3 protein-coding genes are annotated in these 15,090 nt (G+C 72.4%); 1 reads left to right on the forward strand and 2 read right to left on the reverse strand.

The window, feature by feature from the left end:
• Nucleotides 1-79: 79 nt before the first annotated feature.
• Together ACGFZS_RS41685 and ACGFZS_RS41690 are read right to left on the reverse strand one after the other, a co-directional pair.
• The gene (locus ACGFZS_RS41685; RefSeq protein ID WP_046730425.1) at nucleotides 80-391 is read right to left on the reverse strand and encodes a hypothetical protein; all 312 of its coding nucleotides are present in this window, start codon (nucleotides 389-391) and stop codon (nucleotides 80-82) included.
• Nucleotides 392-437: 46 nt separating this feature from the next.
• Nucleotides 438-1,289 (reverse strand): hypothetical protein, encoded by an 852-nt coding sequence (locus tag ACGFZS_RS41690; protein WP_393799529.1) that lies wholly within the window; start codon nucleotides 1,287-1,289, stop codon nucleotides 438-440.
• 170 nt (nucleotides 1,290-1,459) lie between these two features.
• Between ACGFZS_RS41690 and ACGFZS_RS41695 the strand changes: the two genes are divergently transcribed.
• Nucleotides 1,460-15,061, forward strand: a complete 13,602-nt coding sequence (locus tag ACGFZS_RS41695) for a hypothetical protein (protein WP_393799530.1) — start codon at nucleotides 1,460-1,462, stop codon at nucleotides 15,059-15,061.
• Nucleotides 15,062-15,090: the final 29 nt, after the last annotated feature.

The raw sequence follows: 15,090 nt of genomic DNA on the forward strand, positions 1-15,090 counted from the left end.
ACGCGCCCCCCCCCCCCCCCCCCCCCCCCCCCCCCCCCCCCCCCCCCCCCCCCCCCCCCCCCCCCCCGGGGGGGGGGGATTACGAGTTGTTCTGCAGGCTGCTGCTGATGCCCTGGTCGAACTGGATCGCGTTCTCCTTGATGCCGTTGAACATCTCGGAGAAGTCGTTGATGCCCTTCACGGCGGCCAGCAGGCTGGTGTCGAAGTTGTTGTAGGTCGTGCGGATGACCTCGCTGGACTGCTGGAAGACCATGCCGTCGTCGACGAGGGTGTTGACCCGGTTGCGCAGGTTGCTGAGCACCGGCAGCAGGTTCTCGTGGGCGTCGTGCAGCAGGCTCACGACCTCCTCGATCTTGTGGTAGTCGAGGTTGATGCCGTTGTAGCTGGCCATGGGGTTCCTGTCCGTTCCTGTCGGTCGCGATGCGGTTGTCGGGTGGTCACCAGGCGGCGGGCGTGGAGTTGTAGTCGTCCTCCCCGCCGTCGTCGTCCTCGTCGCCGCCCACCTTCTGCCAGTCCGGCTGGTTGCCGTTGGCGTCCTTGGGGCCGCGGGTGTACTGGGTGGTGTCGCCGTCACTGCCGGTGGTCACCATCGTGCCGCTGCCGTCGGAGTTGAGGTTGGTCTCCGAGTGGACGGTGCTGCCGTCCGGGTACGAGGTGTCGGTGGTGTAGTGGTTGCCGTCGCTGGAGTAGTTGGTGACCGAGGTGTACGTCTTGCCGTCGTAGGTGACGGTCGACTCCTCCTTGATCACATGACGCTGGTCGTCGAGCGTGAGGTGCGTGTGGACGCTGCCCCGCGCGGTCTCGATCGTCTGGTCCAGCGGCGGGTCCCCGGGGTCGGTCGCGGAGCAGAAGTCCGGCATCGTGCCGTCCGGTCCCGGTACGCACTGGTCCAGGTGGGACTGCTTGTAGTCCCACAGGTCCTTGTCCCGGAAGTAGTTCTGCAGGCCCAGGTTGCTGCCCGTGATGCCCATGCCCTGGGCCAGTTCGGAGTCGAACGACAGGAACGCCTCGCCCACCGAGCCGAAGGCACCCGCCAGTTCCTTGAGTCCCTTGTCCGCGTGGGACATGGTGCTGCTGGCGTTGGAGTAGAAACCCGAGAGCGCGTCGGCCAGGGTCTGGTCGCCGAGGACCGTCAGGGCGTCGCTGGAGGTGTAGCCGTCGTAGTCCGTCTGGCCCAGCCGGGAGAACGTGCTGTTGTCGAGCAGCGGGCCGATGTCGCCGGCCAGGGTCTCCAGGTCCCGCTTGGCGTCGTTCAGGACGTTGTATTCGATTTTCAGTGAATCGGCCATGCCTGGGCCTCCCCGTCGGGACTCCGGTCAGTTGGACCACGCCGCACACGCTCCGCCGGTTCACCGCAAACGGAGGGTGTAACTCAGATCACGTGAACCGCATCGGCCGCTGTGGCGTGGTCAGTTGGGGAGTGACCGCCCCGAGCCCGCAGCTTCCGGGAGGAACTCGTATGCCACGCCCGACCGACTGGAACGCGATCGGGCTCGACGGCGACCCCACACCGGGCGATCCCGACCAGATCCGGACGCTGTCCACCGAGCTCAACCACCTCGGTTCCGAGGCCCGGCGGATCAGTACGGCGATCGACGCGGTCATGAACACCGCCGGCGACAGCGTCTTCGTCGGCGAGGCCGCCAACGCGCTGCGCGACAAGGTCAACGACCGGCTGCGCGGGCACATCGAGGACGTGGCGCAGTCCTTCGAGACCGCGGCGAGCGCCCTGACCACCTGGGCGGACAAGCTCGTCGACCTCCAGTCCCGGGCCGACGGCGCCCTCAACTCGGGCCGGGGGCTGTCCGAGGACGACTCGAACCGGGACACCTACGCCTCGACGGCACGGCAGGCCGGCACCGAGCACGGCGAGGGCGCCGCCGCGGCGGCGGGCAGCATCTCCGGCGTCTCCGACATCCAGCTGCCGATCTCCAAGTGCCAGCTCTTCTGGGAGGCGTTCCAGTGGCTGGCGATCATCCTGATCGTCCCCGCCCTCATCTTCGGCGGCCCGATCGCGCTGCTCGCCCTCGGCGTCAACCTGACCCTCTTCATCAAGACGATCGTCGACTTCGCCAACGGTGACGCCAGCTTCCTCGATCTCTTCCTGGCCGGACTCGGCATCCTGGCGCCCACCACCAAGGCGCTGCCGATCTTCCAGATCATCAAGGGCGTCGCTACGAGCGCCTTCGCGAAGGGCTTCGCCAACATCGCCCGGGGCACCTTCCAGGCCCTGCGCAACCTGTTCACCAACGGCTTCCGGCCCACCACCCTGCTGCTCGGCCTCAAGGACCTGGTGCGGCTCGGCAGCACCTGGGTCTACAAGGGCGGCCTGTGGGTGCTGGACGGCATCCACAACCTGCCCAACATCATCGGCCACGGTGTCAACTCCCTCAGCCTGACGGTCGTGCAGGGCTTCAAGGCGATCCCCGGGTTCGTGCGCGGGCTGCCCGAGACCCTCTCGCGGGGCTGGCAGGCGACCAAGACCTGGGTGGGCCAGGAGTTCGGCGGCACCAAGTGGCTGCGGATCTTCCTGCCGGTGGACGCGGCGGAGATCGGCGAGTACGGCTTCGCGCGCGCCCTGCGCATCAGCCTCTTCGACCGCGGTGTGCTCGGGCAGCACGTCTTCGGCGCCCCGATCACCAGCAGCATCGGCCGTACGATCAGCTCGGTGCCGGTCGACCCGCGCACCGTCGACGCCCTGGTCGACATGCCGCGCATCCAGCTGAACGAGGTGCGGTTCGGGGCGGGTTCCGGGCAGAGCAGCATCCGCAACCTCGACCTGAACATCCCCAGCACCCATCTGGACGTCACCTCGACGCTGCGTCCGCCGACCCTGAACCTGGGGGACGTGGGCGCGATCGCCCACCGCGGCAACTTCGGCGTCCAGGCGGGGCGCACGGTGGACGCGCTGGTCGACATGCCCCATGTGCAGCTGGGCAACGTCCACGTGGGGAACTTCGGCTCGCTGGGCGGGCGTTCGGAGCAGCTCGGGGTGAGCGCCGGTGCCACGCCGACCATCACCACCGCCTCCGGCCTCCATGTGCCCGCCTCGGCCGGGGTCCCCGGCGCCACGCACGGCATCACCAACACACCGGTCACGGCGGTCTCCGGCGGCGCCCACACCACGCTCACCGGGCTGCCCGGGACCCCGCACACCGTCACCGCCGCCGGTGACGTCCTGACGCCGGGCGGGGCGCACGGCAGCACGCACGCGCCGGGCACCTCGATCCTCACCGGCACCCACTCCTCGCCGCCCCCGCTGGCCGCCACGCTCGGCGACCTGTCCACGCCGGGTTCGCCCACGCCGGGCACCCTGCACTCCGCGCTCACCGGCAACCCGGGCGTGGGCACCGTCCACGCGCCCGGCACGCCCGGCCTCGGCACCGTCCACACGACGCTGACCGGCACCCCGGGCACGAACGTCGCCCACACCGCGCTGAACTCGACGCCCGCGCCCGGCGCCCCGCACGACGTGACGGCCCCCAGCAGCCTGCTCACCGGCCCCACCACCGTCGCCCACCCGTCCCCGACCGGCATCGGGCACGGCGGGCCGGGGAGTGTCGACACCCATGTGTCGGCGTTCGACCTGCTCGCGGGCGGCGGCCACCGCACACCGGACTCCCCCGTGGCCCCCGGCACCGGCAGCACCCTCGCCGACCGCACCACCAGCGCCCTGCACGCCAACCAGACCCGGCTCCACCTCGACGAACTGGTCCACCAGCCGGGTTCGCCGCGCCCCGGTACCCCGCCCGAGCAGCTGTCGCACGGCTCGCCGAACCCGGCGCCGGGCACCCCGGACCGGCTCACCGTCAACCCGGCGACACCGGACCGGCCGGCCATGAACCCCGCCGCCCCGGACCGGCTCACGGTCAACACCACGACCCCCGACCGGCTCACGGCCACCCCCGCCCCGCACGACCGGGGACCCGTCGGCCCCGGTGGCTCCGGGCACCCCGGACCCGGCGGGCAGCCCGGCCATTCGGCCCTCGACCTCGTCGACACCGGCCGCAGCGCCCGCGGGACCGACACCCCCGCCCTCGCCGGCACGCCCGCCCACACGGACGCCGACAAGGGCCTGGCCGGGTCGGCGTCCGGCGGCTCCGGGCACACCCCGGAGAGCCTGTCGGCGCACCCCGCACCGACTCCGCCGCAGACCCACACCCCGCTGCCCGCCCAGCACACCCCGGCGCCCGCGCCCCACACCACCGGCGACGGCGATGTCCCCTTCGACGAACTCCTCAAGGACCGCAACGTCGTCAAGGTCCCCGGCGATCACGAACTCGCCGTCCGGGCCCCCCGCGGGGAGCAGCCCCAACTCCACGGCGACGCCGCCCGGTCGGGCCTGTTCACCGTGGAGAAGAACGGCCCGACGGGCTTCGTCGTCCGGCAGCTGGAGGCCGTCGGCGGCACCGCCGTCGTCCACACCTGGAACTTCCGGCGCGTGGGCATGCGGATCGGGCTCGCCGACCAGAGCGTGCGCCTGGCGGACGGCCCGTTCACCGGCGTGACGGTCAAGCTCACCGACAAGTCGGTCGTGCCGGCCGACGGCGCCGCCCGGTGGCCCGCCAAGCTGGGCGCCGACGGCGAGATCGTCATCGCCTCGGCCTCCGGCAGCCACGTCTACAGCGGGGCCACCGGTCAGCTCGTCCGCTCGGCCACCCCGGACGTCACCCTGCCCCCGCGCCCGGCCGGCCTCACCGGCCAGGCCGCCGACAGCTGGGACGCGGCCGCCCACGCGGCCCGCGGCCACATGGGCAAGGCCGCGACCGACAACGAGGTCAAGCTGTTCATGCAGGGCGTCATCGGCGGCGCCTTCACCTCGAAGAAGGGGTACGGCGGCTTCGTCAAGCCCAGCGCCCTGGAGGCCAACCCGGGCCTGGTCGGCAAGGTCGAGCAGTTCAACAAGGTCGCCGGTGACCTGATGTTCGAGGGTCCCAATCAGCGCATGACGGTGTGGCGGGGCGTGTCGATGGACCCGCGGGCCGCCCAGGCCGACGTGTTCGTGGAGCGGTTGCCCGCCTCGACCTCCAACAACCGCGCCTTCCAGGCGGAGTGGGCGAAGAACGGCGTCAACAGCAACCGCGTCGTCTTCGAGATCGACGTCCCCGCCGACCACGGCAAGCTCGCCATGGCCTACCCGCCGGGATACGAGAAGGCCGCCGACGACGCCCTCGCGCTCAACCAGGACCAGTGGGAGATCACCCTCTCGCCGACCCGGCTGGAGCGCACCGGACCGGCCCGGGTCGAGGACGGCATCACCGTCATCCCGGTCCGCGCCCAGCAGATCCCGCAGGCCCAGCTCGACGGTCTCATCCACGAGAAGTGGTCCGGGCTGCACTCGGGCGAGGCCTTCGAGGACTTCGGCCGCGCCTTCGGTCAGGACGCGATGCGCCGCTGGGAGGGCCTCGGCGACGCGGTCGTGCGGGAGGGCGGCGACGGCCCGAACGTGAAGACGTTCACCGTCGGCCGGCCCGGCCACACGGACGAGATGACCATCACCGTCACCCACAAGGCGGACGACGACGCGGTCTCCGTCACGATCACCGGCGGCGACCGCACCTTCAGCAGGGAGTGGAGCGGCACCGGCTTCAACGACCTCGCAGCCGACCTGCGCGGCCACGTCCTGCACAACAACGAACTGCTCAGCTCCCTGCCGACGCCCACGTCCTGGGGCAAGGAGCTGCCGAGCCCGGCCCACCCCACCGCGGCACACACGGACACCCCCGTCCCCAGCCCGACCCGGGGCACGCCCGACACGGAGACGGCTCTGCCGGGGACCACCCACACCGGTCCCGACACGGAAACGGCCGTACCGGGGACCACCCACGCCGGTGCCGACACGGAAACGGCCGTACCGGGCACGGCACACGGGACCCCCGACACGGCGCCCGCACCGCGGCCGGACACACCGCGTGCCGGTGGCGGCCAGGAGCTGCCGGGGCGGGGAACGCGGCTCACGCCGGCCCAGATCGAGGAGGCCTGGTTCCGGGACGGGCAGCGCGTCGACGCGCTGTTCGGCCACGCGGACGACCCGCTGCGGCAGGCCCGCCGGGACGCCTGGCGGGACCATGTCCAGGCGCGCTACGACCTAGGCCGGGCCGAGGCGGACCTGCTGCCGCACAACGGCCGGGCGGGCAGCTCCAGCGGCCCCACCGTCGCCGAGATCCGCGCCCGCGACAGGGTCGACACCGCCCGGCAGCAGTACGAGGCCACCCACACCCGGCTGACCGACCTCGACGTCAACCCGGTGCGAATGGAGGCCGACCTCGACGCCCTGCGCCAACTCAGCCTCAAGGAACGGCCCCGCATGCTCGGCGGCACCTCCCTGCCCGCCGACGGCGCGGCTCCGCCGCCCGCGCACACCGCCCCGACCCTCCACAGCGAGACGGAGCCGGCCGCCGCACTGACGCCTCCGCAACAGCTGGCCAAGACCCTTGGCGAGCACACCGAGGCCCAGCGCGGCGTCCAGCAGGCCGAGAGCAACCTCGCCAACGCCGGTGGCAATCAGCGCCCGGCCCTGGAGGCGGCCCTGACCCAGGCGAACGAAGAGGCCTCGCAGATCACGGTCCGCCTGGACGAGGAGATGACGCAGGCGCTGGCCGACGGCAAGCTCTCCCAGGCCGACCTCAACCTGCTGGTCGACCAGTTCGCCGGCGCCGGTGACATCCAGCGGGCCCTGCGGTTCCAGGAACACGCTCTGGGTCTGGACGCCCAGGCCCGCACCGCGCCCGGCGCCGCCCGCGGGGACCAGTTCATCCGCACCGGCGAGGAGATCGACTCGCAGTCGGTCACCGTACGGCGGCTCGCCGGCGAACTGGAGTCCCTGGTGCAGGCGGGCACGGCTCCCCACAGCGAACTGAAGGGCCTCGCCGAAGGGCTGGAGCAGGCCGCCAAGGACCTGGACGCGGCCCTCCAGGGTCACGTCAAGGACGCCGCCCGCTTCGGCGGCACCTACACCCTGCGCAACCAGCACACGCCCGTCGCCGCCGTGGCCCACCATCTCGCCGAGTTGGTCGACGACGCCGTCAAGGCGGCGAAGCCGGGCGACAAGCTCGTGCTCAAGGGCTTCCTCGGCACCGACGCCTCCGTGGAACGGATCCAGCGCGGCCTGCCGGACCTCCTGCGGCGCTACCGCGAGAACCAGGCGTTCGGCGAGGTGCACAGCGGGGAGCAGTGGAAGGCCGTACTGCCCGGGACCGAGGACCAGTGGCGGAGGGTGTTCAAGGACTTCGACGGCTTCGACAAGCTGTCCAGGTCCCAGCAGCACGACTTCGTGCGCAAGCTGTCCGAGCGCAACATCGCCGACCTGCGTACCGACGTGGACAGGCTGCTGAAGGAGATGCCGGAGGCGGACCGCCTGAAGTTCCAGGAGCTGCGGGACAAGCTCCAGGACCTGCCGTACCGGATCAAGCACGCCACCCCCGCCTACCACGCCATCGCCAACAGCGGTGTGATGTCCTCCCAGGGCGACCTGGCCCGCCGGGGCGTCAGGTTCCTCGCGTCCGGCAAGAGTTCGGCGAAGAACGTCTCCAACCTGGGCAACGACGACTTCGTGTTCTTCCGCATGGAGGTCGGCGACAAGCCGATGACGACCCGGTACGGGCCGACCACGCTCGTCTTCGACGCCAAGGTCCTGGAGGAGAAGGGCGGCTGGGTCTCGCTCCACGACCAGTTGCACCCGCTGGACCGCGACACGATGAACCAGCTGAAGTTCGGTGACGACGTCGTCCGCAGCGCGAAGTACGACGAGGGCTTCGACGGGGTGGGCAAGCGGGGCCGCTGGACGTACGAGTACCCCGACCACTCGTCCCGGCAGGTCTCCTTCGAGCAGGAGGTCTTCCACGGCGAGCACGTGCGGGAGGCGCTCGCCCTGTCGGTGGTGCGCGAGGTGCACTCCATCGGGGGTGCCTTCAAGGACGACGTCTTCAGGCTGCTCGCCGACGGCGCCCATCCGGACGAGCTGGGCTCGGTCATCTCCAAGCTGTACCGCCCCGAGGCGAAGTTCGGCTCGGGCCTGCCCATCAACCCGCGCGGGAGCCGTGTCACCAGCGAATGGCCGTCGCCGCTGGATGTCCACGCCCCGCACGGCGACGGACGCTATCTCGCCGACGGCACGGTCGACCCGGCCGCACGGGCCGCCGGCAAGGCCTTCGACGAGGCGTCGGACAAGGTGCGGCAGGCGGACAACGCCGTCAAGACCGACAACAACAAGGCGGTGCGCCACAACCTGAGAAAGGCGCAACCGCACGCCGAGCAGTCGGTCAAGCTGACCCGGGAGTTCCACGGGGCCTCCGTCGGCGAACGCAAGGACATGGCGAAGACCCTGCTCGACCAGCGCGAGCAGCTCCTCAAGGACATCAACGCCCGCCTCGACGCCCTGAAGCCGCAGAACAGGCCCGAGGGCGCCAAGGGGCAGCCGAGGCCGGGCAAGAGCCAGGGCGCCGGGACCTCCTCGTCGACCGCCGGGGCGAACGGCCCCAACCTGAACGAACTCCCGCAGGCGGCCGAGGACGCGCTCAAGGCCGTACCGGGCATCAACGACCACATGAAGAAGATGATCCGGGCGCTGGGCAACTCGGACGGCTTCCGGTCCCTGCCTGACTCCAAGGTCGGCGCGCAGACCACGGCGGCGGTCGACCTGGGCAGGACGAACTTCGACAAGGCGTACCGGCACCTGTCCAAGGCGGGACTGGTCGAGGGTGACACCGCCGGCCTCCGCTTCACGGACGAGGGCCGCCGGCTGTTCCTGCCGCCGGCCTCCGACACCAAGGCGGCGGCGCCGTCGGTGTCCGGTGCGACCGACGTCCACACGGCCCCGTCCCACACCGAACCCCAGCTCCCCCACACCCACTCGCGCCCCGACACCAAGGCCCCCGCACTCACCGGCAACGGCCTCCCGCCCCACACCCCGGACACCACCGCCCCGGCACCCCACGACCTCACCACCGGCTCGCCGGCCCCGCACCCCCTCGACACCGAGACGGCCCCACCGCTGGTCAAGGAGGGCGACACCACCGTCTCCCACACCACGAACCACGACGCCGTCACGCACCCTCTCGACGTGGAGCCCGCGCCGCCGCACCTCTCCGACACGACCACACCGCACCGTCCCGCCGAGACCGAGACCGAGACGGAGACCTTCCAGCCACACCCGCTCGACACCGACACGACCACACCGCACCTCGCCGACACCGAGCCGCGCACACCCCGCCCCGCCGAACCCAACGCGCCGGCATCGCATCTCGACGACGTCCACCCGGCCGCGCCCCACCACGGCGACGGCGGCGACTTCGCCCCCGTGCCCCCGAGGGACGGCACCCGGCTCGGTGACTCCGTTCTGGACGACATGCTCAGGCCGCCCCGGCGGACCGGCGACACCACCACGACACCGACGCCCGGCACCGCGCACCCGGCCGCTCCCGACCTCCTCGACCGGGCCGCCTTCCGCCGTAACACGTACCGGGAGAACGGCATCCGTGCCCGCTCGCAGATCCGGTACGTCGACCGCGCCCTCGCCGCCTTCCACGACGTCCCCGCCGGCCGTTTGGCGCAGCGGGCCCAGGCCCTCGACAACCTGGCCGGCGCCGCACGGCAGTTTTTGCGGGACCGGCCGGACTCGGTCCGCCGGGCCGGAGTGGAACAGCTGCTGAACCAGGTGCGGGCCGAGGCGGACGCGTACCGGCTGCTCGACGACTTCCGGCGGCTCGGCGGCGACGGGGACGGGCTGGCCGGTCGCATCCGTACCGCGCTAGCCACCGGCGGCACGACGCCGCACACGCAGACCAGGCTCCAGACGACGCTCGACGGCCTGGACCGGTCCGCGCAGGTCCGGCGGCAGAACGACGCGCTGAGCCTGCTGGACGCCACCCCGCCGCTCCGGAACACCGGTGACACCACCCTCGCCGCGCCTGCCAGGCCACACGGCGACACGACCCCACCGGCACCCGTCCGCCTCGACGGCGACACCACCCCCGCGACACCCGTCCGGCCCGACGCCGACACCACCCCCGCCGCACCTGCCCGGCCGAACCGTGGCAAGGGCCCGGCCGTCCCCTCCCGGCAGCCCGGGGAGACGCCGTGGGCGGAGGATTCGGCTGGGTTCGACGAGTTGCTGGGCGGCGAGGGCAGGCCGTTCCACGAGGCCTGGGTCGAGCTGTCGTCCGCCCGGGTCGAACTGAACCGGGTCGAGGACCTGCGCGCCGCGCCGGGCGGAGCCAGCGGCTCTCGGGGTGTCAGCGAATACGACGTGCAGCTCAACCACGAGCTGATCTCAGCTCAGGAGCGGTTCCGGACCGCCTACACGAACCTCGAGGACCTCGGTATCCATCCGACCGCGATCGAGGCCCGGGTCCAGGAGATCCAGCTGGGGGCCACCCGCCGCGGCGCGACGCTCGGCGCGGGCAAGGACGACACGCTGCCCGACACCGCCCCGCCCGCGGTCGACCACATCGCGCTGAACAACTCGGGCGTGAGCGGGCCGAACGGCCTGACCATCGAGCGGAGCGTGGGCCAGGACAACGCGGTGACGCTGCGGATGGTCGACCAGCACCTGCACCCGGACCCGACGCACACGGTCGTCGTCCGGCAGGACGGCGGTTTCGACGTCCGGAACACCCAGTCGGACACCGTCGAGACCTACACCGCGAACGGCGACCGGACCGCGTACGAGATGCCGCTGCACGGGGCCGACGGCGGGCCGACCGGGCTGCGCCTGCACACGGACATCAACGGCCACGGAGCGCGCGGGACCCTGACCGTGGACGGCCCCGGAGCGGACCGGCTGACCGCCTTCGCGCTGCCCGGCGACGCCACCCGGATCACCCATCTCGACACCGGCGTCACCCGGCGCGTGGACGCCCGGGGTCTCCATCTCGACGAGGGCGTCCAGCTCACCGGCCGGGACGGCGTCCCCGCCGAGGCCGACCGGGTGCGGGTCGCCGACGGCACCGGCATCCACGTCACCGATCTCGCGGGCGACCGTCTCGACCTGCGGGTGCAGGACCTGGGTGACGGGAACGGCGTCAGGGTCACCGACGAGACGACCGGGGTGTCCGTACGCCACGACGGCCAGGGCCGCCTCCAGGAGACCGGTGTGGCGCTGACCGACCCGCGGGGCGCGCGCGGGGAGCGGTTCCTGGCCGACGACGGCACGGGCCGCTTCACCCTGACCGACGCGTCCGGTGCCCGGCAGCCCCAGACGGTCACCGCACTGCCCGGCGGCTCCGGCTTCCGGGTGACCGACGGGACGAGCGGCGCGACCAGCAGGTTCACGCCCGACGGCAGTTACCGTGACACCGGCCTCGCGCTGTTCGACCCGGCGGCGAACGCGCGCGGCGGCCGGGTCGTCGTACCGGACGGAGCGGGCGGTCACCGGCTCACCGACGCGGCGGGGCAGCCGCTGCCCGAGCGGGTCGTCGCGGTCGGCGGCAACCGGCCGCGCACGATCGACGACGTCACGGGCGAGTCCGTGCTGTACGACACCCAGGGCCGCCCGGTGGGCACCTCGACCGCGCTGGCCGACCCGGCGGGCGGGCCACGCGGCGCCCGGTTCGCCGAGCCCGACGGCGCCGGCGGCCTCCGTCTCACCGACGCCGACGGCAACCCGCTGCCCGACGCCGTCACCGCGATCGCGAACAACGGCGGTTTCCGCACCGTCCACGACACCGGTCACCGCACCTTCGCGCCCAACGGCGACCTCGCGGGCGACGGGCTGCGGCTGACCGGCCGGGACGGCGTACCGGCCGGGCATCTCGACCGGCCGCTCGTGGGGGCTCCGCACTGGCTGGACGACACCTTCGCGCCGGACGCGGCGCGGGCGGTCACTCTCGACCCGGCGGCCGGCCGCATCGAGGTCGCCCGCCCCGGCGGCGGCAACCAGGTCTTCGACCAGAACACCGGGCGGTTCGTCCAGGAGACGGTCCCGCTGCCCGACGGCGGTCACCAAACGACCCTGGCCGACGGGACATTCACCCGCTACGACCACCAGGGTGCTGTCACGGCCACCGGTACCCCGCTGCCCGTGGGCCACGGCGGACGCCACCTCGTCGTGGAGCCGCCGACCGCGCAGCACCCCGGCGCCTGGCTGGAGGACGCGGCGGGCGGCAGGCTCGCGCACTGGGACGCCGTGCGGCGGCCCGACGGCACCACGCGGATCGTGTTCGACGACCGGACCAGCCCGCGGCGCGGCGAGTTCGTGCACCTGGCCGCCGACGGCAGCGTGGCCCGGCAGGGCTTCAACGTGCTGGAGAACGGGCGGCCGACGCAGTACCGGTACGTCGTCGACCACACCACGAACACCTGGGAGCGCACCACCAGGTCCGGTGCGCCGGTGGCGGCCGGCTCCTTCCAGCACGGCACCGCCGACCTGTCCGGCGCGGCGGGCGGCCACATCAAGCTGCTCAGCTCGACCAAGAAGCAGGTGCCGGTCTTCGAGCGCCGGGTGCTGCCCGGTGCCTCCGGCGACGTCGTCGACTCCTTCCGGCGGACCGACACGATCGACTTCGCCCGCACCAACCCCCGTACCCACTGGGTGCGCTGGGACGACACCGGCACTCCGGTCGGCACGGGCAGCCGGCACTACGACACGGCGGGCACCGGCTGGCGCGACACCGACGGCTGGGGCCGCACGGTGCGCGAGTACCGCGACGGGCTGCAGAAGTTCAACGGCCGGACCGGCCACACCCTGGGCGTCGACGACGGCAACGGGGCCTGGACCTGGCACCGTTACGACGGCGACGGCAGGGTGATCGCCTCGGGTCCGCGGACCCGGGAGCGCGTCGGCAGCGGCTGGACCGACCGCACCGCGGACGGCCGGATCGCCCAGCAGCAGTGGGGCATGGCCGAATGGCCCGAGCGGGCCGGCCAGTACCAGGAACACGCCGTGAACCCGGCCGACGGCTCCCTCCGGGCCACCTGGGAACGGCACTCCCCGCACGGCAAGGAGGTCGGCAGGCACGAGGCCTTCGGCGACGGTTTCCTGACCACCGACCGCTGGCGCGAGCAGCGCCCGCCCACCTGGGTCCGCACCCGCTGGCTGGCCGGCGCCGAGCACACCCGACCGCCGTACGCGCATGTCCGGGGCGACGACACCTACCAGCTGTTCACCTGGACGAAGGAGGCGGGCGACGGCGCCACCACCTCCGGGGTGCGGTACGTCGGGATGGACGGCAGCGCCCTGGACCTGGCAGCCGACGGCACCTTCGCGCGGTTCAGCGGCAAGCTGCACGACGGCACCTCCCTGAAGGTGGGCGACCACGCGGCGCGCCCCGGCCACGCCCCGGCCGATCCGGCCGCCCACCCCTGGCAGGCCGGCAACCTCAGGGGCTACCGCGAACCGCTCGCGAACGACCCGCAGGGCAGGCTCTGGCAGGACCTCTACCAGGACGCAGGCGGCGGCACCCGGACCGCCCGCGAGGGCCGCCCCAACGGGGTCGTGCGGGAGTTCACCGGTGACCGCACCTGGGTGGACCGGGATCCGCACGGCAACCTGGTAGGGCAGGGCCACGCCAATCCGGACGGCACCGCCGGACGGGTGGTCGAGGGCTCCGGCCGCGCCGACTCGGGCCGCTGGACCTGGCGTGAGCTGGACGCCCAGGGCGCCGAAGTCGGCAGCGGGCGGCGGGAGTTCTTCCGTGGCTCGAACGACTCGCGGCTGCCCTGGGACGACTCCTACCGGGACTACGACGGCAACGGGAACCTGGTCCGCGAGCGCCGGATGCTGGACTCCGGCCGGTACGTCGACGCCTGGCGGGACAACCAGGGCGACTGGCGCGTCAGTACCCACGAACGCAACGGCACGCCCGTCGCCATGGGCAACGGCGAGCAGGTCCGCCGCTGGTGGAACGGCCGTGCCTGGCAGGACCGGTGGACCGAAGGCGCCCGCCACTTCCGTGACGAGCTGCGTGTCCCCGGCCAGGCGGCGCCCACCGTGCTGCGCGAGACCCCGCTGCACAACGGCGGACCGCTGCGGGTCCGGGCGTACAGCACGACCGTCACGCAGAACACCCCGGCAGGCTCGGTGTGGAAGGAGTTCGACCACGGCAGCGTGGTGCGGGAGCGCAAGGCGGACGGCGGCGGTTTCCTGGAGACCGACGCCTGGCGCGGCCAGTGGAACCGCTACAACGGGAACGGCGACCTGATCGGCCAACGCACCGCCAACGGCCTGGTGTTCGAGCGGGACACGTTCAACACCTGGCGGCTGGTCGGCAACGAGTACGACTTCCGCGGCGCGCTCACCGAGATCCGCGGCTGGGGCCGCACCACCCGTGAGGCGCAGCGCATGCCGTGGTCGGGCACGGTGCTGCCGGACGGCAACGCGGCGCTGCGCGAGGCGCGTTACGAGCCGTACTGGCGGAGCGTGGCGAAGAAGGCGGCGCTGGAGTTCGGGCAGGAGTTCATCCTGGAGTTCGGCGCGAACCTCGCCGTGAACGGGATCGTGGCGGCTGTCCAGAACAAGCCGTTCACCGGGAAGGACGCGCTGAAGTCGTTCGCCAACGCGGCGGTCGGCGCGACCATCAAGACCGGTCTGAGCACGGCGGTGCACGAGAACCGGGCCCTCGGCTTCGAGAAGCTCGGGCAGTTCAAGGCGGGCATCGCCAACATCGACGGCGGCAAGCCGTGGACCCGGCGGCCGCTCAACCACGACAAGACCTGGGTCAACGAGTGGGCGGGCAACGAGACACCGACCCGCTGGCGGGGCGGTATGTACGACTTCTCGTTCGGTGTCCTGAGCAGCGCGCTGTCCGGCTGGGTCAACGGCAGCATGAACGCGGCCGTGTGGGGTGTGACCAACGCGGACGGGCAGACGGTGAGGCTGCACGGCGGGGACGCGGTCTGGGAGGGCGGGATCAACGCCGCCGCCTCGGTCACCACGGCGGCCACCACCGGCCTGGTCAAGAACGTGTTCGTGATGAGCGCGGGCAGCCGGCTCTTCCACCGCCAGGGCTTCGCCGAGTTCTGGATCCAGCTACCCTTCAAGATCTTCGAGAAGTCGATCCAGTCGCTGTACCTGACCAGTGCCTATCGTGCGAGCATCAATCCCACCTATTACCAGGCACCTTGATCAACGCAGCGGCGATCACCGAGGACTGA

The sequence above is a fragment of the Streptomyces sp. NPDC048288 genome (genome assembly GCF_043201555.1).
Lineage (GTDB): Bacteria > Actinomycetota > Actinomycetes > Streptomycetales > Streptomycetaceae > Streptomyces.